This window comes from Methylobacterium ajmalii (assembly GCF_016613415.1).
Classification (GTDB): domain Bacteria; phylum Pseudomonadota; class Alphaproteobacteria; order Rhizobiales; family Beijerinckiaceae; genus Methylobacterium; species Methylobacterium ajmalii.
The window spans coordinates 1-21,689 of the sequence record NZ_JACWCT010000029.1; the positions used below are offsets into that span (position 1 = coordinate 1).

17 protein-coding genes and 2 tRNA genes are annotated in these 21,689 nt (G+C 70.8%); 11 read left to right on the forward strand and 8 right to left on the reverse strand.

Annotation, left to right across the window (positions count from 1 at the left end; all coding sequences use genetic code 11):
* On the forward strand, positions 1-979 hold a 979-nt coding region (locus HPY23_RS05625), incomplete at its 5' end, for a histidine kinase (protein WP_200649571.1).
* 424 nt (positions 980-1,403) lie between these two features.
* Here the strand turns inward: HPY23_RS05625 and HPY23_RS05630 are convergent.
* Both HPY23_RS05630 and HPY23_RS05635 read right to left on the reverse strand, forming a co-directional pair.
* Entirely contained in the window at positions 1,404-3,182 is a 1,779-nt protein-coding gene (locus HPY23_RS05630; RefSeq protein WP_091891184.1) for a PQQ-dependent dehydrogenase, methanol/ethanol family, read from the reverse strand.
* A 60-nt stretch (positions 3,183-3,242) separates the two neighbouring features.
* Positions 3,243-3,890, reverse strand: a complete 648-nt coding sequence (locus tag HPY23_RS05635) for a QcrA and Rieske domain-containing protein (protein ID WP_175540092.1) — start codon at positions 3,888-3,890, stop codon at positions 3,243-3,245.
* 509 nt (positions 3,891-4,399) lie between these two features.
* Between HPY23_RS05635 and HPY23_RS05640 the strand changes: the two genes are divergently transcribed.
* A complete protein-coding gene (locus HPY23_RS05640; protein WP_091891190.1) occupies positions 4,400-4,789 on the forward strand; it encodes a hypothetical protein in 390 nt (129 codons plus the stop codon).
* Between the two features lie 58 nt (positions 4,790-4,847).
* On the opposite strand, the gene HPY23_RS05645 is transcribed toward HPY23_RS05640, so the two are convergent.
* A complete protein-coding gene (locus tag HPY23_RS05645; RefSeq protein ID WP_091891193.1) occupies positions 4,848-6,539 on the reverse strand; it encodes a methyl-accepting chemotaxis protein in 1,692 nt (563 codons plus the stop codon).
* A gap of 403 nt (positions 6,540-6,942) precedes the next feature.
* On the opposite strand from HPY23_RS05645, the gene HPY23_RS05650 reads away from it, so the two are divergent.
* Positions 6,943-7,875: an AEC family transporter gene (locus HPY23_RS05650; protein WP_091891195.1), complete on the forward strand. Its 933-nt coding sequence runs from the start codon at positions 6,943-6,945 to the stop codon at positions 7,873-7,875.
* A 104-nt stretch (positions 7,876-7,979) separates the two neighbouring features.
* Here the strand turns inward: HPY23_RS05650 and rpoH are convergent, their stop codons facing one another.
* A complete protein-coding gene (rpoH, locus tag HPY23_RS05655) occupies positions 7,980-8,870 on the reverse strand; it encodes an RNA polymerase sigma factor RpoH (protein WP_060849727.1) in 891 nt (296 codons plus the stop codon).
* A 287-nt stretch (positions 8,871-9,157) separates the two neighbouring features.
* Entirely contained in the window at positions 9,158-10,153 is a 996-nt protein-coding gene (locus HPY23_RS05660; RefSeq protein WP_091891198.1) for an RluA family pseudouridine synthase, read from the reverse strand.
* Positions 10,154-10,248: 95 nt separating this feature from the next.
* Between HPY23_RS05660 and HPY23_RS05665 the strand changes: the two genes are divergently transcribed.
* Positions 10,249-10,324 (forward strand) — tRNA-Glu (locus HPY23_RS05665).
* A gap of 71 nt (positions 10,325-10,395) precedes the next feature.
* Positions 10,396-10,471 (forward strand) — tRNA-Glu (locus HPY23_RS05670).
* A gap of 347 nt (positions 10,472-10,818) precedes the next feature.
* On the opposite strand, the gene HPY23_RS05675 is transcribed toward HPY23_RS05670, so the two are convergent.
* Both HPY23_RS05675 and HPY23_RS05680 read right to left on the reverse strand, forming a co-directional pair.
* Positions 10,819-11,997 (reverse strand): pyridoxal phosphate-dependent aminotransferase, encoded by a 1,179-nt coding sequence (locus HPY23_RS05675; RefSeq protein WP_060849725.1) that lies wholly within the window; start codon positions 11,995-11,997, stop codon positions 10,819-10,821.
* Between the two features lie 312 nt (positions 11,998-12,309).
* Positions 12,310-12,522: a hypothetical protein gene (locus tag HPY23_RS05680; protein ID WP_060849724.1), complete on the reverse strand. Its 213-nt coding sequence runs from the start codon at positions 12,520-12,522 to the stop codon at positions 12,310-12,312.
* A 225-nt stretch (positions 12,523-12,747) separates the two neighbouring features.
* Between HPY23_RS05680 and HPY23_RS05685 the strand changes: the two genes are divergently transcribed.
* The 5 genes from HPY23_RS05685 (at position 12,748) to denD (ending at position 18,587) form a co-directional block, all read left to right on the forward strand.
* Positions 12,748-14,559, forward strand: coding sequence for an IlvD/Edd family dehydratase (locus tag HPY23_RS05685; RefSeq protein WP_060850806.1), 1,812 nt, complete (start codon positions 12,748-12,750; stop codon positions 14,557-14,559).
* 207 nt (positions 14,560-14,766) lie between these two features.
* Positions 14,767-15,630 (forward strand): isocitrate lyase/PEP mutase family protein, encoded by an 864-nt coding sequence (locus HPY23_RS05690; RefSeq protein ID WP_091891201.1) that lies wholly within the window; start codon positions 14,767-14,769, stop codon positions 15,628-15,630.
* Positions 15,627-16,787, forward strand: a complete 1,161-nt coding sequence (locus HPY23_RS05695) for a GNAT family N-acetyltransferase (RefSeq protein WP_091891203.1) — start codon at positions 15,627-15,629, stop codon at positions 16,785-16,787. The genes HPY23_RS05690 and HPY23_RS05695 overlap by 4 nt, the downstream gene beginning before the upstream one ends.
* Positions 16,788-16,843: 56 nt before the next feature.
* On the forward strand, positions 16,844-17,590 hold the full coding sequence (locus HPY23_RS05700; protein WP_060849721.1) for an SDR family oxidoreductase: 747 nt from the start codon (positions 16,844-16,846) through the stop codon (positions 17,588-17,590).
* A gap of 13 nt (positions 17,591-17,603) precedes the next feature.
* Positions 17,604-18,587, forward strand: a complete 984-nt coding sequence (gene denD, locus HPY23_RS05705) for a D-erythronate dehydrogenase (RefSeq protein ID WP_060849720.1) — start codon at positions 17,604-17,606, stop codon at positions 18,585-18,587.
* A gap of 119 nt (positions 18,588-18,706) precedes the next feature.
* On the opposite strand, the gene HPY23_RS05710 is transcribed toward denD, so the two are convergent.
* Positions 18,707-19,000: a hypothetical protein gene (locus HPY23_RS05710; RefSeq protein WP_091891206.1), complete on the reverse strand. Its 294-nt coding sequence runs from the start codon at positions 18,998-19,000 to the stop codon at positions 18,707-18,709.
* A 332-nt stretch (positions 19,001-19,332) separates the two neighbouring features.
* On the opposite strand from HPY23_RS05710, the gene HPY23_RS05715 reads away from it, so the two are divergent.
* Positions 19,333-21,609 carry an NADP-dependent malic enzyme gene (locus tag HPY23_RS05715; protein WP_091891209.1) on the forward strand — a complete coding sequence of 759 codons (2,277 nt, stop codon included), beginning with the start codon at positions 19,333-19,335 and terminating at the stop codon, positions 21,607-21,609.
* Positions 21,610-21,689 lie beyond the last annotated feature (80 nt).

Here is a 21,689-nt window from a genome sequence, read left to right on the forward strand (position 1 = left end):
GCCGCCCGCCCCCCACACCGCCGACGCCCTGCCGGAGGCCGGCCCGCCGGTCGAGCTGAAGCTGCCGCCGTCCCGCCCGCGCACGCCCGAGCCGGCGGCCGAGGACTTGGCCGGCGAGGCGGCAGGCTCCGGCCCGCAGCGCCCGCGCCTCGACGTGGTGGCGCCCAAGCGCGACCGCTCGCGGCTGGTGCGCAACGGCATCGTGGCGGCGGTGCTGGCGGCGGTGGTCGGCGCCATCGCGGTCACCGCCTGGTCCCTGCGCGACAACCCGGCCGCCCTGCCGACGGGCTTTGCCGAGAACGGCCCCAACCGGCCGGCCGAGAACCAGGATTCGAAGTTCGCCGACCGGGTCGGGGGCGATCGGGCCGCCCAGGCGCCCGCTCCCCCGCCGGCCGCGCCGCAGGGCGGGACCGCCCGGCCCGCGCCGACGCCCGACATCGCGGTGGCGCAGCGCGGCACGCTCTACGAGGAGAACGGCCCGCAGGGCTCGGCCCCGAAGGCGACGCAGGCCCGGGTGGTCTGGCGCCTGGATGCCGTCAATGCCGGCCAGGGGCAGCCGCTCCAGACCGTGGTGCGGGCGACGATCGACGTGCCGGAGGCGGGCCTGAACCTCGCCCTGGTCCTGCGCCGCAACACCGACGCGACCCTGCCGGCCTCGCACATCATCGAGCTGACCTTCACGGCGACCGACGCCAACCGCACGGTGCGCGACGTCGGGCTGATCCAGTTCAAGGACGACGAGACCGGCCGCGGCTCGCCGGTCTCCGGCCTGCCGGTGCCGGTGCGCGACAACCTGTTCCTGATCGGCCTGTCGAACCTGAAGGCCGACATCGAGCGCAACACCGACCTCCTGCTCAAGCGCAACTGGATCGACCTGCCGATCCGCTACGCCAACGGCAACCGGGCGATCCTGACCTTCGAGAAGGGCAATGCCGGCGAGAAGGTGATGCGCGAGGCGTTCGAGCAGTGGCAGCCGTGAGGCACCGGCGCGCTTGATCGCGCGCCCGCCGCCGCGGCCACGGCACCGAGCGGCAGTGCCTTCGCCGGGTTTCCGGGAGCCGTCCCGGGTCGGCCTCGATTCCGCCCCCGCGCGGGCCCGGGTCGCTCGATGATCGACGGCTTCGCCAAGGTAACCCGGCGGGCTATCCTGCAATTCCTGACGCCGGGGCGGCCCGCTAGAGCATTTCCCGACGACGTGGGAACCGGTTCGTCGCAGAAAATGCGACAAAACAAAGACTTGGAGAGCTTCGCGATTGCAGCGCGATCGTGAAGCGCTCTAGGGGGACCGAGGGCCCGCCCCGGGCGAAGGAAGAGCGCCGGCCTCCGCTCTCCCCGCGGGCCCAAGGCCGCACGGGGAGAGCGGCAGATCCGCGCGTCTCTCGTCTCGGGGACGCCCCGCCGGACTACCGGGTGGACGACCCGGCCTCGGCCCGCTTCTCCGGCGCCCTCTCGTCGTCGACGGCGAAGACCCAGACCGTCCCGCCCTGGGGGATGTCCTTCTCCCAGCCGTGCTCGTCGGCCATGATGCCCTGGACCAGGGCGGAATCGACGCCCCAGCCCGAGACGACCGCGATGTACTGCTTGCCGTCGATGGCGTAGCTGATCGGCGGCGAGATGATCCCGGAGTTGGTCTTGAAGCTCCACAGCTCCTTGCCGGACTTGGCGTCGTAGGCCCGGAACATCCGGTCGCTGGTGCCGCCGGTGAAGATCAGGTCGGTGGCCGTCGACAGGATCGAGCCCCACATCCACGACTTTGCGTAGGTGTCGCGCCAGACCTCCTTGTTGGTGTTGACGTCGATGGCCTGGATGCCGCCGATATATTTCACGTCCTTATCGATCAGGAGCTTGATGTCGGTGATGTCGACGCCGGCCGACCACTGGCCGGGGACCCGCTCCTGGACCTTGCCCTCGTAGGTCATGCAGTGATTGTCGTTGAACGGGACGTAGAGCATCCCGGTCTTCGGGTTGAAGGACTCGTAGGGCCAGTCCTTGCCGCCCCACACGCTCGGGCAATAGGTGCCGGCCCGGCCGGTGCCGGGCACGCCGGCCTGGTTGTAGGTCGGCCGGCCGGTCTTCGGGTCGACGCTGGAAAAGACCGTGTTCTTCACGAAGGGCCGGGCGTCGAGGAAGCTGATCTGGCCGCCATCGGTGCGGCCGAGCCGGTAGAGATAGCCGTTGCGCTGGGCGCTGATCATCGCCGGCACCTTCTTGCCATCGCGGTCGAGCTCGATCAGGGTCGGGGCGTTCATCGCGGCCCAGTCCCAGGAATCGTTCCAGTGGTACTGGAAGTGGCTCTTGATCGTGCCGTCCGCCGGGTTCAGCGCGACGACCGAGGCGACGTAGAGGTTGTCGCCGGGCCGCTGGTCGCCGAGCCAGGGCGAGCCGTTGCCGACGCCCCAGTACAGCACCCCGTTCTTGGCGTCGTAGTTGCCCGGCATCCACATCGTGCCGCCGCCGATCTTCCAGGCGTCCTTCCAGCGGCCCTCCTTCGGCCAGGTCTCGGAGCCCGGCTGGCCGGGAGCCGGCACGGCCCAGAAGGTCCAGTCCTCCTTGCCGGTCTCCGCGTCGAAGGCCTTGAGGAAGCCGCGCACGCCGAACTCGCCCCCGGACGGGCCGATCATGATCTTGCCGTTCACCGCGACCGGGGCAGAGGTGATGTAGGCGCCTTGCGTCCAGTCGCAGACCTCGGCCTCCCACGCCACCTTGCCGGTCTTCGCGTCGAGGGCGACGAGCCGGCAATCGAGGCCGGCGACGTAGACCTTGTCGCCCCACAGGGCGACGCCGCGATTGGTGTAGTGGAAGGCGCTGAAGCCCTCGGGGAAGTCGCGCTTGTAGCGCCAGACCGACTCGCCGGTCTTCGCGTCCATGGCGATGACCTGGTTGTAGGGCGTGGCGACATACATGACGCCGTTGTTGACGATCGGCGGCGCCTCGTGGCCGGAGGTCACGCCGGTGGAGTAGCTCCAGACCGGCCTCAGCGACTTGACGTTGCCGGCATTGACCTGATCGAGCGGCGTATAGCTCCAGCCGGCATAGTTGCCCTTGGCCATCAGCCAGTTCTCGGGCTCCGGGTTGGAGAGCCGTTCCTGGGTGACGGTCGAGTAGGTCTTCAGCGGCGCCGCCGCGGCGAGGGCGGGCACGAGGACGGAGCCGAGCAGGGCCGCGGACAGGGTCTTGATCATGGCGTTGACCTCCCAGAAGCGTCGTGTGGCGAAAGCGTCTTTTCCGGTTCTCGCGACCGGTTATTGCTGCGACGGGGCCGCGCCGAGGGCGCCGACGAACGCGCCTGCGACCGTGACCGCCCCGTCGGTCACGGCGATCGGCAGCCCGGCGAGGCGGCGGGTGGCCGGGCCGGTCAGCACGGTGCCGTTGTCGGCGAGATCGAAGCGCGAGCCGTGGCAGGTGCAGACCACCGACCGGCCGTCCTCGTTGAGGAGCGTGATCGGACAGCCGTTGTGGGTGCAGATCGCCGAATAGGCGACGAGGCCGTCCGCCGAGCGCGGCGCCGTGGCCGCGGTCAGGGCGGCGGGATCGGTGCGGATCAGCAGGATCTGGTTGACCCGCGAGCCGCTGCGAATCGTCCCCGTCGCCGGATCGACCGGATAGACGAGGCGCGGCGGATCGCCGACCTTGAGGTCGGCCGCCATGACCTTCTGGTCCTTGGCCTCGCCGCTGAGATACGCGAAGGTATCGCCGGGTTGCGGGCGGATCGCCTTGGGATTCGGCGCCTTGACGGTCGATGCGTTGGCAGCGTTGCCCGGCTCTCCGGCGGCAAAGGCGTCGGCGGGAGCGAGAAGCAGCGCGAGCCCCGCCGTGAGGAGGCTGCGGCGCGGCAACGGCGCCCCGGCACATCCGCACGCGTACGGCTCCTGCGTCGTCTCGTCGGTCATGAGCACTCTCTCCGCAAAGGACCTGTCTGGTGCAGGGTCTCGGCCGCGCGGCCCTCGCGGGAGGGAACGGCCTCCCGAGGCGGCACGGGCCAGTACGCACGCGGTCGTTCCGGTGCGGACACCGCGGCGCAGCAAGATGATGTCAGGAATTGTGTGCGTTGCACGCGCGATCACGCCCGGCTTATGCGGGCTTCGCACGATCATGTCCTCCCTGTCGTCTCGCCGGCCTGATGTTTCGCCGTCGGATGGCGCTGCTGCAGGCGCCTTAGACGAAGGATATCACCGTGATTTTCTTTCTTGCAACAAATTGAGAGGGCGTAGGTACGACAATCTTATCATAATAAGATTATTATAAAGATATAACATTATAATAAAGAACAAGGCTGCACTTTTGATTTGCCGGACGCGGCCTCGCCCGGCAGGGTCGCGGCAACGGGAGAGCCGGCACGGCGGGACTGCCTTCCGCCGCCGGGCGCGTGCCCGATGGCGCCCCCTGCGAAGGACCGAGCATGACGTTCCGACACGCACTGGGCGGCCTCGCCCTCATGCTCCAGCCTGTCGCGGCGCAGGCCGTCGAGTGGAGCCGGCACGACCTCCTGATGGAGGCCGGACGGCCGCTGCAGGTCGCGGCGACCGACGGCGCCGGCGAGACGGTGGGCGTCGGCGAAACCCCGGCCTTCTTCCGGCGCATCACGGCCGGCGGCGCGGAATGCGAAGCCAAGGACGGCAAGACGGGTCGCATCCGGATCGTCTGCACCGGCGCGGGCGGCCATCCGGTCACCGTCTATATCGGGACGTTCGTCGACGCCGGACAGCTCCTGATCCAGCAGGTCGCCATCGAGACGCGGATGCTCCCGGCCGCGGAACGCGTCGCGCATATGCGCGCCGTCACGCGATGAAGGGCTGGCCCGACCGGCCTGCCCTTCATCGCGTGATCGCCGCGACGACGCGGAGAGCCTACGCCGCCCGCACGGTGTCGAGGAAGCGGTGCACCTCCGCCGAGAGCTGTTCGGACTGACGCGACAGCTCGGAGGCCGAGGCGAGAACCTGGGTGGCCGCCGCGCCGGTATCCTCGGAGGCGCGGGCGACGCCCGCGATGTTGCCGGTCACCTCGCTCGTGCCGCTCGCGGCCTGGCTGACGTTGCGGACGATCTCCTGGGTCGCGGCGCCCTGCTGCTCCACCGCCGCGGCGATCGAGGCTGCGACGCCCGAGATCTCCTCGATCCGCCCGGCGATGCCGCCGATGGCGCCGACGGCCTGGGCGGTCACGCCCTGCACCTGGCCGATGCGCTGGCCGATCTCCTCGGTCGCCTTGGCGGTCTGGCTGGCGAGCTCCTTGACCTCGGCGGCGACCACCGCGAAGCCGCGGCCCGCCTCGCCGGCCCGGGCCGCCTCGATCGTGGCGTTGAGCGCCAGAAGGTTGGTCTGGCCGGCGATGCCGGAGATCATGCCCACCATGGCGCCGATCTGCTCGGCGGCCCGGCTGAGCTCCTGTACCAGCTGCGAGGTCCGGTCGGCCTCGGTCACGGCGGACCGGGCGAGATCGGCCGAGCCGGCGACCTGGCGGCCGATCTCCTGCACGGCGGCGCCGAGTTCCTCCGCCGCGGCCGCCACGGTGTTGACGTTGGCGGCGGCCTCCTCGGCGGCGGCCGCGACCGTGGTCGACTGGGACGCGGTCTCGGCGGCGGTCGAGGTCATCTGCTGGGCGGTCGCCTGCAGCTCGGTGGCGGAGGAGGAAACGACGCCGACGATGCCGCCTACCGCCCGCTCGAACCCGTCGGCGAGCTCGACCATCGTGCGCTTGCGCTCGCGGGCGGCCGCCTCCTCGGCGATCCGCTCGATCTCGGCCTGCTCGGCCGCCTTGCGGGCCACCATCGCCTTGATGTCCTGGACGGCACGGCCGACGGCGCCGATCTCGTCGCCGCGCGCCGCCTCCGCGATCTCGGCCTCGGCGTCGCCGCCGGCCATGCGCTGCAGCACCGCGACGAGCCGCCCGAGCGGACGGGTGATGCCGAACAGGCTGACGAGAAGCGCCGCCAGGAGCCCGACGAACAGGCCCGCGGCGCTGAAGGCCATCAGGCTGCGGCGGGTGGCGTTGGTCTGGTCGGTCAGTTCGTCCGAGCTCTTCTCCATGTAGACCCGGATGTCCTCGGACAGCTTGGAGGCGCCCGCGACCATCGCCCTGAAGGTCGGGTCGACCTCCCGGTGCACGAGGGCGAGGGCCTCGGCGTTCCGCTTGGCGAGGCCGAGGCGGCGCACCTCCGCCACGGCTTCGACGAAGCGGGCGATGCGCGCGGCCTGCTCGTCGGTCCGGGTCGTGAAGGTCGGGGCTTCCCGGCGCAGGTCGCCGAGCATCTGGTCGACCTCGGGCAGGGCGGCCTCGAAGGCCGCATCGGCCTGCCGCATCTCCTGCGCGTCGGTCTCGGCGATGATGCGGTAGACGTTGTAGTTGAGCTCGAAGACGACGCGGTTGAGGCGCCGTGCGGTGGCGACGGCGCGGGCCTCCCGCACGAGGAACAGGCTGTAGGCGTCGTCGATGTCAGTCATGCGCGCCTGCGCGTACCAGATGCAGCCGCCGACGATGGCGCCGATCAGCGCGATCACGCCGACGAGCTTGTGCAGGATCTTGATGTTGTGCAGGCCGGCCATGATACCGCTCCGTGGGATCCGAACCGCATAATTTTCATCATCTAAAAAATTGCTAATGATGGGTAATCGGCAGCACAATCGATCTCGCTCGATACCACGAAGCCGCAAGATCGTCGGCCACGCGGGAACAAAACTCGGATGAACAATTTATGCTCAATCGAATTACACGACGGTCGTTCGACCTAGGTCGGTCGCCCGGCGGCATGACCGGCCTGTGCAGGCGGGCTCGACCGCGTCCGGCGGCGATTCGCGCGGCGCCCGCGGCGGATCGCCCGCCGGGAGCGCATGGCCGCCCGCTCTAGGCCCGCATGGGAGACAGCGCTCGTCCGGGCTAAGCCTGCGGTGACGCCGGACGACCGGCCGACCCTCCCGCCGAAGGCACCCCTGCATTGACGATCCCCTCATGACCGGCGCCGTCCTGCTGGCCCTCCTGCCGGTCGTGCTCCTCACCGCCCTCGGCTTCGCCCTGCGCCGCCGCCGCTTCCTCGCCGACGCGTTCTGGCCGCAAGCCGAGCGGCTGGGCTACTTCGTGCTGCTGCCGAGCCTGTTCTTCCACAGCCTCGCCACCGCCCGGGTCGAGGCGGTGCCGGTGGGCGCGCTGGCTCTTACGCTGATCCTCTCGACGCTCGTCGTCGCGGGCCTCGTCGTCGCCCTGCGGCCGTTCCTCCGGGTCGACGGGCCGGCCTTCACCTCGGTGTTCCAGGGCAGCGTGCGCTTCAACAACTACGTCGGGCTGACGCTCGCCGCCGGGCTGTTCGGGCCGAAGGGCATCGCGCTCGCGGCGATCTGCAACGCGGCGATCGTGCCCACCGTCAACGTCCTGTGCGTGCTGGTCTTCGCCCGCCACGGCGCGGCGCGGCTGACGCCGCGCGCCGTCGCCCGGCAGTTGGCGACGAACCCGCTGATCGTGTCGTCGCTCGCCGGCATGGCAGTCCAGCTCCTCGGCGGAGGCCTGCCGCCGGGGCTGGAGCCGGCTCTGCGCAGCCTCGGCGCCGCCTCGCTGCCGATCGGCCTCCTCTGCGTCGGCGCCGCCCTCGACTTCTCGGGGGCGCGGAGCTGGGTCGGGCCGGTGGCCTCGGCCTCGGCGATGAAGTTTTTGGCGATGCCGGCCGCGACCGTGCTGATGGCGTTCGGCCTCGGGCTGCACGGGCCGGCTCTGACCACGGCCGTGCTGTTCCAGGTGCTGCCGACAGCGTCCTCGGCCTACATCCTGGCCCGCCAGCTCGGCGGCGACGCGCCGCTGATGGCCGGGATCACGGCGGTGCAGACCGTGCTGGCGCTGGTGGCGATGCCGCTGGTGCTGATCGGCCTCTCGGCCTTCGTGCCGATGGGATGAGGCCGATCTCGCAGATCGGGGCCGATCCTGCAGATCGAGGCCGATCTCGCCGACCGGTGCCGGCCCATGCGGGCCGGGCCGGTTCCGATGGCCGGTGCCGGCCCTTAAGCCGGCACCCCCGCCCGCGGCGCCTCGCGGGAGGCGAGGTTGCGCTTGACCGCGTCCTGCACCTTCTCGAAGGCCCGCACCTCGATCTGCCGCACCCGCTCGCGGGAGACGCCGAACTCGCTCGAGAGGTCCTCGAGCGTGATCGGGTCGTCGGCCAGCCGCCGGGCCTCGAAGATCCGGCGCTCGCGCGGGTTGAGCACGCCCAGCGCGTCCTTGAGGGCGGCGAGGCGGTTCTGCCCCTCCTGCTCGCGGGCGAGCACCGTCTCCTGGGTCGGGCTGTCGTCGACGAGCCAGTCCTGCCACTCGCCCTCGCCCTCCTCGCGCAAGGGGGAGTTGAGCGACGCGTCGCCGCCGAGGCGACGGTTCATGTCGATCACGTCCTGCTCGGGCACGCCGAGGCGGGTGGCGATCTGCTTGACCTGATCGGGGCGCAGGTCGCCCTCGTCGAGGGCGGAGATCCGGCCCTTGGCCTTGCGCAGGTTGAAGAACAGCTTCTTCTGGTTCGCGGTCGTGCCCATCTTCACGAGCGACCACGAGCGCAGGATGTATTCTTGAATCGCCGCCTTGATCCACCACATCGCGTAGGTGGCGAGGCGGAACCCCTTGTCGGGGTCGAAGCGCTTGACGGCCTGCATCAGGCCGACATTGCCCTCGGACACCACCTCGCCGATCGGCAGGCCGTAGCCGCGATAGCCCATGGCGATCTTGGCCACGAGCCGCAGGTGGGAGGTCACGAGCTTGTGGGCGGCGTCGCGGTCGCCGTGTTCGCGCCAGCTCTTGGCGAGCATGTACTCCTCCGTCGGCTCCAGCATCGGGAACCGGCGGATCTCGTCCAGGTAGCGCGACAGGCCCCCTTCATTGGCGAGCACGGGAAGTGCAGCAGCCATTCCAACCTCCTCAAAGCTCCCCTCGGTCAGGCGAGCGCGAACGGCCTCCCGTTGGCCGGCCGTTCGATCCGCCTTCTTAGCAGAGCACGGCACAGCCGGGTAGCGACGGGTGTCGCCACTAACGCGCGAGGGGCCGTTTGGTGCGGCCGTGGCGGTTCGCCGCGTGCGGTCCCGCACGCTCCGGACGAGGCCGGCGCCGTCCCTGCCGGACCTCCCCGACTAGAGAACGTCCGGGCGGGGGCTTTCGTCCCCGCCGCCGGGCGCAGAGCCTGTCCTACGCGGCGGTCCTACGGGGTCAGCGCGGCGATGAGCCGGGCCATGTCGGCCGGCGGCGGGCTCTCGAACCGCAGCGTCTCGCCGCTGCGGGGATGGCGGAAGCCGAGGAGCGCGGCGTGCAGCGCCTGGCGCCCGAGATCGGCGAGGGCCTGGCGGGCCTCCGGCTCCAGGCGGTTGGCCTTGGTGAGGAAGGCCGCGCCGTAGACCGCGTCGCCGAGCAGCGGATGGCCGCGATGGGCGAGGTGAACGCGGATCTGGTGGGTGCGCCCGGTCTCGAGCCGGCAGCGCACCAGGCCGACCGCCTCGCGCGCGCCGAGCACGTCCTCGGTGCGGTAATGGGTGATCGCGTGGCGCCCGCGGCCCTCGCGCACCACCGCGATTTTTTCCCGGTTGCGCTCCGAGCGGGCGAGCGCCGCGTCGATCGTGCCGTTGGCGGGGTCGGGCACGCCCCAGACCAGCGCCAGGTAGGCCCGCTCCAGCGGGCCGGTGCGGCCGTGATCGGCGAACTGCGCCGAGAGGTCCTGGTGGGCGAGGTCGGTCTTGGCCACGACCATCAGGCCGGTCGTGTCCTTGTCGAGGCGGTGGACGATGCCCGGCCGCGCGACGCCGCCGATGCCCGACAGGCTGGCGCCACAATGGGCCAGCAGCGCGTTGACCAGGGTGCCGCTGTCGTTGCCCGCCCCCGGATGCACCACGAGGCCGGCCGGCTTGTCGATGACGATCAGGTCGTCGTCCTCGTACGCCACCGCGAGGTCGCGGGCCTCCGGCTCCGGCTCGGCCGGTCGCGGCGCCGGCACCGTCACGGCGACACGCTGGCCGCCCACGACCTTGGCGGAGGGGTCGCCCGCAGGGGCCGCGTCCAGGGTCACCTGGCCCTCGCGGATCAGCGCCTGCAGGCGGCTGCGCGACAGGTCCGGCCACAACCGCGCCAGGGCCCGGTCCAGGCGCTCGCTCCCCTCCCCCGGCGGGATCACGTCCTCCCGCACTTCGCCGTCGCTCAAACCCATCTCTCCCGTCGCGTCTCCGGAAACGCCGCCGGGATACGATTTCGGGCTTGTGCCCGTCCAGGCCCGTCGCTATACCGCCGCCATCCCGCCGGCAAGCTCCCATCGTCTAGCGGTCCAGGACGTCGCCCTCTCACGGCGAAAACAGGGGTTCGAGTCCCCTTGGGAGCGCCACGGGTTTCCTGACGACGGACGAAGTTCCGGTTTTCCTCGCGAAGACCTGTCGTTCGTGGTCCGGCCGGTCAGCTCCCATCGTCTAGCGGTCTAGGACGTCGCCCTCTCACGGCGAAAACAGGGGTTCGAGTCCCCTTGGGAGCGCCATTCCATCCTTCGGGGTGACGACGGCCTCATCGGCAGCCATCATTCTCAGCCGCTATCGTTTTCGTGCCGTTGCTGCTGCGATGACGGTCGCTGCGTCCTGCGCGAGCCATGCGCGTTTCTGCCGGTATTCGCCGGACTTGCAGCCTCGCCCCGAGACGCTCGCGATCGACTGTTCCGATTTCCGCTTGATTCATCGGAAAAAAGACAAGGCGCATCTCCCCTCTCCCGTGCGGGAGAGGGGATCCCGGCTTTATTCGTCCCGGAACGAAGCAGGCGGAAATCCTTCGGGCGCCAGCAGGTCGGCTTCGCCCGATCTCGAACCGTCGTCGCTCCTGTCGATCGGGCTCTCAGCGCCGGTTCTGCTCCAGGAACGCCCCGATCCGCTCCAGTGCGCGAGAGATGTTCTCCGCCGAGTTGGCGTAGGACAGGCGCAGGTAGCCCTCGCCGTGGACGCCGAAATCTGGCCCGCCGATCGTCGCGACGCCGGCCTCCTCCAGGAGCGCCGAGGCGAGCGCCTTGGCCTTCCAGCCGGTCTGCCCGATGTTCGGGAAGGCGTAGAAGGCGCCCTTCGGGGTGATGCAGGAGACGCCCGGCAGGCGGTTCAGCCCCTCGACCACCAGGAGGCGGCGGCGGTCGAACTCGGCCATCATCGCGGCGACGCAGTCCTGCGGTCCGTCGAGGGCCGCGATGCCGGCCCATTGGGTCGCGGCGTTGACGCAGGAGAACGAGTTCACCGCGAGCTTGCGGGCGGCGTCGTAGAGCGGCGCCGGCCACACCGACCAGCCGAGGCGCCAGCCGGTCATCGCGTAGGTCTTCGAGGCGCCGTCGAGATAGATCAGGCGGTCGCGAATCTCCGGATAGGCGAGCAGCGTGTGGTGGCGCTCGCCGTCGTAGGTCATCGTGCCGTAGATCTCGTCCGACATGATCGCGACGTCCGGGTGCGCCGCGAGACCGGCGACGAGCGTGTCGATCTCGGCCTTCGGGGTCACGCCGCCGGTCGGGTTGGCGGGGGAATTGAGGATCAGCAGCCGGGTGCGTGGGGTGATCAGCCCCAGCGTCTCCTCGGCCGAGAAGGCGAAGCCGTTCGCCTCGCGGATCGGCACCGGCACCGGCGTCGCGCCGGTGAACTCGATCATCGAGCGGTAGATCGGGAAGCCCGGATCCGGGTACAGGATCTCGGCCCCCGGCTCGCCGAACATCAGGATCGCCATGAACATGGTGACCTTGCCGCCCGGCACGATCATCACGCTGTCGGGCGAGACCTGGACGCCCAAGCGCCGGTCGAGGTCGCGCGACACCGCCTCGCGCAAGGGCAGGATGCCGGTCGCCGGGGTGTAGCCGTGGTGCCCGTCCTGCAGCGCCTTCACCGCCGCCTCGACGACGTGGGGCGGGGTCGGCATGTCCGGCTGGCCGATGCCGAGATTGATCACGTCGCGGCCGGCCTGGGCGAGAGCCGTGGCGCGGGCGAGGACCGCGAAGGCGTTCTCCTCCCCGATGCGCGAGAAGGCGGGGACGACGACGGGCATGGGCTTCTCTCGTTTCCTCGAAGGACGCCGCGGCGGCGGGATCGGGCCCCGCCGCCGCGGCGTCAGGGTCCCGCGGCCTTCCCGTGCCGTCGGAACGGGTCGTCCGGGCTCCAGAGCATTTTCCGACGAAGTGGAAACCGGTTCGTTGCAGAAAATGCGACAAAACAAAGGCTTAGAGAGGTTCGCGATTGCATTGCAATCGCGAAGCACTCTAAGCAGACTTGCGCTGGCAGGCCAACACAAGTCTGCTCAGGTTCTTGGTCCGTCGCGGATTTTCGGCGCCGAACCGGTAACCGCTTCGGCGAAATCCGCTTAGCGCGAGCCGTTGCGCTCGGAGAGCCGGCTGACGCCGAACGACAGCGCGCCGCCGAGCACGATCAGGATGATGCCGGTCTTGATCGCGGCCCAGAGCAGCGAGCGCTCGATGCCCTGGTCGGTCAACATGATGATCAGGCAGACGAGGACCGGGATCGACACCACGATGGCGATCGGCACCAGCGGGTTGGACGTCTTCTCTTGGCTCATTGGGCGGCTCCCCCGAACGATCGAGCGGTATGGTTCAGCCGGCCTCATAGCACCGCTCGACGGCGTTGCGACAGCGGCCGCGCGACAAACTTTAGGCTCGTCGGGGTCGCAGGAAGCGGGGGTCCCGGCATGCACGCGACGGTGTTGCCTTCCTGCACCGGCCGGGTCCATAGCTTCCCGAGAACGGTTCTCGACAAGAACGGATTCGGGAAGGACGACCCCGCCATGGCCCAGACGCCGCGCCCCCGCATCGACGCCAGCCGCCTGCGTTCGCGCCTCTGGTTCGACAACCCGGACAACCCGGGCATGACCGCGCTCTACCTCGAGCGCTACCTCAATTTCGGCCTGACCGTCGGCGAGCTGCGCGGCGGCAAGCCGCTGATCGGCATCGCCCAGACCGGCTCCGACCTGTCGCCGTGCAACCGCCACCACCTCGAGCTCGCCAAGCGCGTGCGCGAGGGCATCACGGCGGCCGGCGGCGTGGCGTTCGAGTTCCCGTGCCATCCGATCCAGGAGACCGGCAAGCGGCCGACGGCGTCCCTCGACCGCAACCTCGCCTACCTGTCGCTGGTCGAGGTGCTGTACGGCTATCCCCTCGACGGCGTCGTGCTGCTCACCGGCTGCGACAAGACCATGCCGGCCTGCCTGATGGCGGCCGCCACCGTGAACATCCCGACGATCTCGCTCAATGTCGGCCCGATGCTGAACGGCTGGAGCCGCGGCGAGCGCACGGGCTCCGGCACCGTGGTGTGGAAGGCCCGCGAGCGCCACGCCGCGGGCGACATCGACTACCAGCAGTTCCTCGACATCGTGGCCTCCTCGGCGCCCTCGACCGGGCATTGCAACACGATGGGCACCGCCTCGACCATGAACGCGCTGGCCGAGGCGCTCGGCATGGCGCTGCCGGGCTCGGCGGCGATCCCCGCGCCCTACCGCGAGCGGGGCCAGGCCGCCTACGCCACCGGCCAGCGCATCGTCGACATGGTGTGGGAGGATCTGAAGCCCTCCGACATCCTGACCCGCGAGGCGTTCGAGAACGCGATCGTCGCCAACACCGCCATCGGCGGCTCGACCAACGCGCCGATCCACATCAACGCGATCGCCAAGCTGATCGGCGTGCCGCTCTCCTGCGACGACTGGGAGCGCGTCGGCTACGACATCCCGCTCCTCGTCAACATGCAGCCCGCCGGCCAGTATCTCGGCGAGGAATATTATCGCGCCGGCGGCCTGCCGGCGGTGATGTCGGAGCTGCTCGAGGCCGGCAAGCTCCACGGCGAGGCGCTGACCTGCAACGGCCGCACCGTGGCGGAGAACTGCCAGGGCGCCCACACCTGGGACCGCGACGTCATCAAGCCCTACGGCGAGCCGATGCGCGAGCGCGCCGGCTTCCTCAACCTCAAGGGCTCGCTGTTCGATTCCGCGATCATGAAGACCAGCGTGATCAGCCGCGAGTTCTACGACCGCTACCTCGCCAACCCCGAGGATCCCTACGCCTTCGAGGGCCGGGTCGTGGTGTTCGACGGGCCGGAGGACTACCACCACCGCATCGACGACCCGGCGCTGGAGATCGACGAGCACACGGTGCTGATCATGCGCGGCGCCGGGCCGATCGGCTATCCGGGCGCGGCCGAGGTCGTGAACATGCAGCCCCCGGGCGAGCTGATCCGCAAGGGCGTGCTGTCGCTGCCCTGCATCGGCGACGGGCGCCAGTCCGGCACCTCGGGCACGCCCTCGATCCTCAACGCCTCGCCGGAAGCCGCGGCCGGCGGCGGCCTCGCCCTGCTCCAGAACGGCGACCGGGTCCGGATCGACCTCAACAAGCGCACCGCCGACATCCTGCTCCCCGAGGAGGAGATCGCGCGCCGCCGCGAGGACCTCGCGGCCCGGGGCGGCTACGCCTACCCGGCGAGCCAGACCCCCTGGCAGGCGATCCAGCGCGCGATGGTCGACCAGCTCTCCGAGGGCATGATCCTCAAGGGCTCGGAGGCTTTCCAGCGCATCGCGCAGACCCACGGCGTGCCGCGCGACAACCACTAAGGCGTCCGGTTCCCGGATCCCGCCGGCGGGTGCGCATCTCCCCCTCTCCCCGCGGGCGGGGAGAGGGAGTTTTTCCGTGCCTTGTCCGGCCGGCTCGGATCGTGGTCCGGCCCGACATGCCGGCAGGAAAGAATTCGCCCGCCCGGGCGATTTACAGCCGCGCTCGCGGCGTGTGAGGAAGAATCCGGAACCCGGAGGGGAGCCCCGATGACCGATCTCGCCGCACGCCGCGCCGCCTTCCGGCGGCTCCACGCCTCCGGCTGCTTCGTGATGCCGAACCCGTGGGACATCGGCACCACCCGCTACCTCGGGGCGATGGGATTTCCGGCGCTCGCCACCACCAGCTCGGGCTTCGCCTTCACCCGGGCGCTCCCGGACACCGACTGGGCGGTGCCGGTCGACGCGATGCTGGCCCACATCGCCGAGATCGTCGCCGCCACCGACCTGCCGGTGAACGCCGACTTCGAATCCGGCTACGCGCACGACCCCGAGGGCCTCGCCCGCAACGTGGCGGCCTGCGTCGCCACCGGGGTCGCCGGCCTGTCGATCGAGGATGCCACCGGCGATCCCGCCCGGCCGCTCTACGACATCGCCGAGGGCGCCGAGCGCATCCGCGCCGCCCGCGCGGCGATCGACGCCGCGGGCGCCGACGTGATGCTGACCGGCCGGGCCGAATGCTACCTCACCGGCCATGCCGAGCCGCTGCCGGAGGCGATCCGCCGGCTCCAGGCCTATGCCGAGGCCGGCGCCGACGTGGTCTTCGCGCCGGGCCCGAAGCGCCGCGAGGAGATCCGGACGCTCGTCGAGGCCCTGGCGCCGGTGCCGGTCAACATCCTGATGAGCACCAATCCGGGCCTCAAGGTCGCCGACCTCGAAGCGCTCGGCGTGCGCCGGATCAGCGTCGGCTCATCGCTGGCGCGGGCGGCCTGGACCGGCTTCATCCGTGCCGCAAAGCGCATCCACGACGAAGGCAGCTTCGGCGGCTTCGACGGCTCCGTCAGCTTCTCGGAGATCAATGGCTTCTTCCGCCAGGACCTGAAAGACAGAGACGAGGACCGGGATCCCGCATGACCCCCGACCGCGATCCCGCCACCGGCCTGCCGATCGGCCATCCCGTCACGGCGACCGGCCCCGCCCCGGCGCCGGAGCGCATCCGCCTCGACGGGCGCCATGTCACGCTCGTGCCCCTCGACCCGGAAGCCCATGGGCCCGATCTCGCGGAGGGCGCGGTCGGTGCCGACCGGCAGGCCCTGTGGCAGTACATGCCGGCCGGGCCGTTCTCCGATCCCGCGGACTTCCAGGCCTACCTGGCGGGCTGCGCGGCCTCCGCCGATCCGCTGTTCTACGCCATCCTGGACGCGCGGACGGGCAAGGCCGTCGGCCACGCCGCCCTGATGCGGATCGACCGGGCGAACCGGGTGATCGAGGTCGGCCACATCCTGTACACCCCGGCGCTCCAGCGGACCCCCGGCGCCACCGAGGCGATGCGGCTCCTCGCCGGATACGTCTTCGACCTCGGCTATCGCCGCTACGAGTGGAAGTGCAACGCCCTCAACGCGCCCTCGCGCGGCGCCGCGCAGCGCCTCGGCTTCTCATACGAGGGCCTGTTTCGCCAGGCGGTGATCGTGAAGGGCCGCAACCGCGACACGACGTGGTTCTCGATGCTCGACGGCGAGTGGCCGCAGATCCGCCAGGGCTTCGACCGCTGGCTCTCGCCCGAAAACCTCGAGGGCGGCCAGTCCCTGCGCCTCGGCGCGCTCAACCGGGCGACGATCCCGGGGCACGGCTTGCGCCGGGCGACCACCGCCGACGAAGGCGCCCTCGCGGCCCTGCAGGAGGCCGCCTATGCACCGAACCGTCCGCTGCTCGGCGTCGAGCCGGTGCCGCTCCTCACCCCCGCCGCCGAGGTGCTCGCGCGCTACGAGGTCTGGCTCGCCGACCACGAAGGCGCCCCAGCCGGCGCCCTGGTACTCGATCCGCAGCCCAATCACCTGATGGTCTGGAGCGTCGCGGTCGATCCGGCGCATCAGGGCTCGGGCTTCGGCAATGCCCTGCTGGCGGCGGCCGAGAGCCGGGCGCTGGACCTCGACCTGACAGAGCTGCGCCTCTACACCGGGGACAGGCTCGCGCGGAACATCGACTGGTACGCCCGGCGGGGCTACGCCACGGCGCGGGTCGAGACCCTGCCCGACCGGCGCCTGGTGCACATGCACAAGCGCCTCGGCTGAGCGACAGACCAAGCCCCGCCGATCGAGCGGGGCACGACACGACGGGAGGATGAGACATGGCGGGACGGCTGACGGGGAAACGCGCGGTCGTGACGGCGGCGGGACAGGGAATCGGCCGCGCCATCGCGGCGGCGTTCCTGGCCGAGGGCGCCGAGGTGCTGGCGACCGACCTCGACGCGGGCAAGCTCGACGGGCTGGCGGGCGCCCTCCCCTCCTCCCTCGACGTGCGCTCGGACGCCGCGGTGGCGGAGTTCGCGGGCCGGGCCGGGCGGGTCGACGTGCTGGTGAACGCGGCGGGCTTCGTCCATCACGGCACCATCCTCGACTGCACCGACGCCGAGTGGGAGCTGGCCTTCGACCTCAACGTGCGCTCGATGCACCGCACCATCCGGGCCTTCCTGCCCGGCATGCTGGAGCGCGGCAACGGCTCGATCGTCAACATCGCGTCGGCGGTCGGCGCCGATGCCACGGCGCCCAACCGCTACGTCTACGGCGCCTCGAAGGCGGCGGTGGTCGGCCTCACCAAGGCCGTGGCGCGGGACTTCATCCGCAGCGGCGTGCGGGCGAACGCGATCTGCCCCGGCACGATCCAGTCGCCGTCCCTCGACGAGCGCATCGCGGCGCTGGCGGAGATGAACAAGACCACGGTCGAGGCCGCCCGCCAGGCCTTCATCGACCGCCAGCCGATGGGCCGGCTCGGCACCACCGAGGAGATGGGGGCGCTCGCCGTCTACCTCGCCTCCGACGAGTCGCGCTTCACCACCGGCCAGACCCACGTCGCCGACGGCGGCTTCACGCTCTGAGGGAGACGGTTCGATGCATATTCTCATCCTCGGTGCCGCCGGCATGGTCGGCCGCAAGCTCCTGGCGCGGCTCGTCAAGGACGGCAGCTTGGGCGGCGAGACCATCTCGCGCCTGACCCTGCACGACGTGGTGCCGCCGGAAGCCCCGCCCGGCACCGCGATCCCGGTCTCGCTCTCGGCCTCCGACTTCTCCGATCCCGGCGAGGCCGAGCGCCTCGTCGCCGGCCGGCCGGACGTGATCTTCCACCTCGCGGCCATCGTGTCGGGCGAGGCCGAGGCCGATTTCGACAAGGGCTACCGGATCAATCTCGACGGTACCCGCCGCCTCTACGACGCCGTGCGGGCGATCGGCGAGGGCTACAAGCCCCGGTTCGTCTTCACCTCGTCGGTGGCGGTGTTCGGCGCGCCGATGCCCGAGCCGATCCCCGACGAGTACCTGACGGCGCCGCTCACCAGCTACGGCACCCAGAAGGCGATCGGTGAGTTGCTGCTCTCCGACTACTCGCGGCGGGGCATCTTCGACGGCGTCGGCATCCGGCTGCCGACCATCTGCGTGCGGCCCGGCAAGCCCAACAAGGCGGCCTCGGGCTTCTTCTCGGGCATCATCCGCGAGCCGCTCGCCGGCCAGGAGGCGGTGCTCCCGGTCTCCGACCAGGTCCGCCATTGGCACGCCTCGCCGCGCTCGGCGGTCGGCTTCCTGATCCACGCCGCGACGATCGACACCAAGCGCCTCGGCGACCGCCGCAACCTGACCATGCCGGGCGTCGGCGCCACGGTGGCCGAGCAGATCGAGGCCCTGCGCCGGGCCGCCGGCGACGCCGCGGTCGCCCGCATCCGCCGCGAGCCCGACCCCACCATCGAGCGCATCGTCGCCGGCTGGCCCCGCACCTTCGACGCCCGGCGGGCGCTGGAGCTGGGCTTCCAGGCCGAGCCCGACTTCGACGCGATCGTGCGGGCGCATATCGAGGACGAGCTGGACGGGAAGGTGCCGGCGTAAGGGCTCTGCTTGAAGCGTCTCGCGGCAGGCATTCCTCTCTCCCCGCGGGCACAGGGCTGCCTGCGGGGAGACGAGGACGACGCGTCTGCCCTCCCCCGTGCGGGCAGGGCCTGTTGCCGCTACGCGCCGTCGCCCGCATCGATGGGTTGCGCGGCAGCACGAATGCACCCGACGCGACGACGCGTCGTCGGACCCGCCGCGTGACGCGCCCCGGCCTCGTCGCTCCAGCCGGAGTCCCGCGGATCGCGCGATGACACGAGCCGATGGAGGGCGTTCGGCATCGGCCGCTCGACCGGGCCTTTCGTGAAGACGAAATCCTCGCGCGCAACGAAAAGGCCGCGCGCAACTTCGCCCTGATCCGGCGCATCGCTCTCGATCACTTGTGCCGCGACCCGATCGAAGCCGCCGTCCACACCAAAAGCGGCGGGCCCGCCGGGGTGACGGCTTCCTCCGACGCCTCGTCCGCCCTATTCGATATCCTGACCCTACGGGAGAGGAGAGGCCCCGGACTTCGTCTTCGAACGACTGTCGAGGCATCAGCGTAACTGCCAGCGCGACAGGCGGCAGGGCCGGGACTTGCACCTCCCTGCCCCTGCGTTCCTCAATCGCAAGCTTGCCTGCCCGCCATCTGCCGGCGGGATCAGGCCCCGAACTCGAGCGCTCCCGTCCCGATCGGTGCCCGCGCAGGGTGCAGGCCGGGACACGGGCCCACGCGCCGCCATCCCGACAGCCAGGAGGACACCCCGTGGACGAGCAATTCGAGAAGGCCGCCCTCGACTACCACCGCTTCCCGACCCCGGGGAAGATCGCGGTGCTGCCGACCAAGGACATGAGCACGCAGCGCGATCTCGCGCTCGCCTACTCGCCGGGCGTCGCGGCCGCCTGCCTCGCCATCGAGAAGGACCCGGCCCAGGCCGCGGAACTCACTTCCCGCGGCAACCTCGTGGCGGTGATCTCGAACGGCACCGCGGTGCTGGGGCTCGGCAACATCGGCGCGCTCGCGGGCAAGCCGGTGATGGAGGGCAAGGGCTGCCTGTTTCGCAAGTTCGCCGGCATCGACGTGTTCGACATCGAGATCGACGAGACCGATCCCGACAAGCTGGTCGACATCATCGCGAGCCTGGAGCCGACCTTCGGCGGCATCAACCTCGAGGACATCAAGGCGCCCGAGTGCTTCGAGATCGAGACCCGCCTGCGTGAGCGGATGAAGATCCCGGTCTTCCACGACGACCAGCACGGCACCGCGATCATCGCGGCGGCCGCGATCCTCAACGGCCTCGAGGTGGTGGGCAAGAAGATCGGCGAGGTCCGCGTCGTCTGTTCGGGCGCCGGCGCGGCGGCCATCGCCTGCCTCAACCTGCTGGTCAGCCTCGGCCTCGACAAGGCGAACGTGCTGGTCACCGACAGCCGCGGCGTGATCTACCAGGGCCGCAACAACCTCGACGCCCAGAAGGCGCAGTACGCGCAGGTCACCGAGGCGCGCTCGCTCGCCGACGCGGTGCCGGGCGCCGACATCTTCCTCGGCCTCTCGGCCGCCGGCGCGCTGACGCCCGAGATGGTCAAGGGCATGGCCGACAAGCCCCTGATCCTGGCGCTCGCCAACCCCGAGCCGGAGATCCGGCCGGAAGCCGCGAAGGCCGTGCGCCCCGACGCGATCATCGCCACCGGCCGGTCGGACTACCCGAACCAGGTCAACAACGTCCTGTGCTTCCCGTTCATCTTCCGCGGCGCGCTCGACGTCGGCGCGACCACGATCAACGAGGAGATGAAGCTCGCCGCCGTGCGGGCGATCGCCGAGTTGGCGCGGGCCGAGCAGTCCGACGTGGTGACGGCGGCCTACGGCACCCAGGACATCGCCTTCGGGCCCGACTACCTGATCCCGCGCCCGTTCGACCCGCGGCTGATCACCAAGGTCGCGCCCGCCGTGGCGCTCGCCGCCACCGAGAGCGGCGTCGCCACGAAGCCGATGCTCGACGTCGAGGCCTATCGCCGCTCGCTGGAGAGCCGCGTCTACACCTCCGGCACGGTGATGCAGCCGGTCTTCGCGGCGGCGACCGAGGCCGGGCGCACCCGTATCGCCTATGCCGAGGGCGAGGACGACCGGGTGCTGCGCGCCGCCCAGGTGGTGGTCGACGAGGGGATCGCCCGCCCGGTCCTGGTCGGCCGCCGCGAGATCATCGCCGACAAGATGAAGGCGCTGGGGCTTCGCATCGAGGTCGGCCGCGACGTCGACGTGCAGGACCTCGACGACGAGATTTTTCAGGCCGAGGCCACCGAGGGCTACTACGCCCTGCGCAAGCGCCATGGGCTCTCGCGCGGGGTGGCGCTCGCCGAGACGCGGCGCAACCCGACCGTCATCGGGGCGATGCTGCTCCATCTCGGCAAGGTCCAGGGGCTGCTCTGCGGCGGCACCGGCTCCTACCACAGCCACCTGCGCCACGTGCGCGAGGTGATCGGCATGGCGCCCAAGGTGCGGGCGCTCGCCGCGATGAGCCTGCTGCAGCTGCCGCGCCACACGCTGTTCATCTGCGACCCCTACATCCACCTCGATCCGGCCTCGGACGAGATCGCCGACATGACCCTGCTCGCGGCGGCCGAGATGCGCCGCTTCGGCCAGACCCCGCGGGTCGCGCTCGTCTCGCATTCGAGCTTCGGCACCGCCCGCAACCCCTCCGCCTCCAAGATGCGCGAGGCGCTGCGGCTGATCACCGAGCGCGAGCCCGACCTCGAGGTCGAGGGCGAGATGCAGGCCGACGCGGCGCTGAGCCGGCCGCTGATGGAGCGGGTGTTTCCGGAATCGCGCCTCACCGGGGAAGCCAACCTCCTGGTGATGCCGAACCTCGACGCCGCCAACATCACCCTCAACGCCCTCAAGGTGGTGGCGGGCCAGGGCATCAGCGTCGGGCCGATCCTGCTGGGTGCGACCGCCCCGGTGCACATCCTCACCCACACCACCACGGTTCGCGGCATCGTCAACATGACGGCGGTGACCGCGGTGGCGGCGGCCGCGCGGGCGGGCTGAGCGACGAGGCCGGCCGCCGGGCCATCCCGGCGGCCGGCCTCCCGAAGAGATCCGCATCCCGGCGACGCCTCCCGCCGAGT

Coding starts and splice junctions, on each gene's coding strand:
- denD (WP_060849720.1), top strand. CDS start 17,604: ATGCATATTCTCATCCTCGGTGCCGCCGGCATGGTCGGCCGCAAGCTC.
- rpoH (WP_060849727.1), bottom strand. CDS start 8,870: ATGGCTGCTGCACTTCCCGTGCTCGCCAATGAAGGGGGCCTGTCGCGC.
- HPY23_RS05695 (WP_091891203.1), top strand. CDS start 15,627: ATGACCCCCGACCGCGATCCCGCCACCGGCCTGCCGATCGGCCATCCC.
- HPY23_RS05630 (WP_091891184.1), bottom strand. CDS start 3,182: ATGATCAAGACCCTGTCCGCGGCCCTGCTCGGCTCCGTCCTCGTGCCC.
- HPY23_RS05640 (WP_091891190.1), top strand. CDS start 4,400: ATGACGTTCCGACACGCACTGGGCGGCCTCGCCCTCATGCTCCAGCCT.
- HPY23_RS05680 (WP_060849724.1), bottom strand. CDS start 12,522: ATGAGCCAAGAGAAGACGTCCAACCCGCTGGTGCCGATCGCCATCGTG.
- HPY23_RS05700 (WP_060849721.1), top strand. CDS start 16,844: ATGGCGGGACGGCTGACGGGGAAACGCGCGGTCGTGACGGCGGCGGGA.
- HPY23_RS05645 (WP_091891193.1), bottom strand. CDS start 6,539: ATGGCCGGCCTGCACAACATCAAGATCCTGCACAAGCTCGTCGGCGTG.
- HPY23_RS05690 (WP_091891201.1), top strand. CDS start 14,767: ATGACCGATCTCGCCGCACGCCGCGCCGCCTTCCGGCGGCTCCACGCC.
- HPY23_RS05650 (WP_091891195.1), top strand. CDS start 6,943: ATGACCGGCGCCGTCCTGCTGGCCCTCCTGCCGGTCGTGCTCCTCACC.
- HPY23_RS05660 (WP_091891198.1), bottom strand. CDS start 10,153: ATGGGTTTGAGCGACGGCGAAGTGCGGGAGGACGTGATCCCGCCGGGG.
- HPY23_RS05685 (WP_060850806.1), top strand. CDS start 12,748: ATGGCCCAGACGCCGCGCCCCCGCATCGACGCCAGCCGCCTGCGTTCG.
- HPY23_RS05635 (WP_175540092.1), bottom strand. CDS start 3,890: ATGACCGACGAGACGACGCAGGAGCCGTACGCGTGCGGATGTGCCGGG.
- HPY23_RS05675 (WP_060849725.1), bottom strand. CDS start 11,997: ATGCCCGTCGTCGTCCCCGCCTTCTCGCGCATCGGGGAGGAGAACGCC.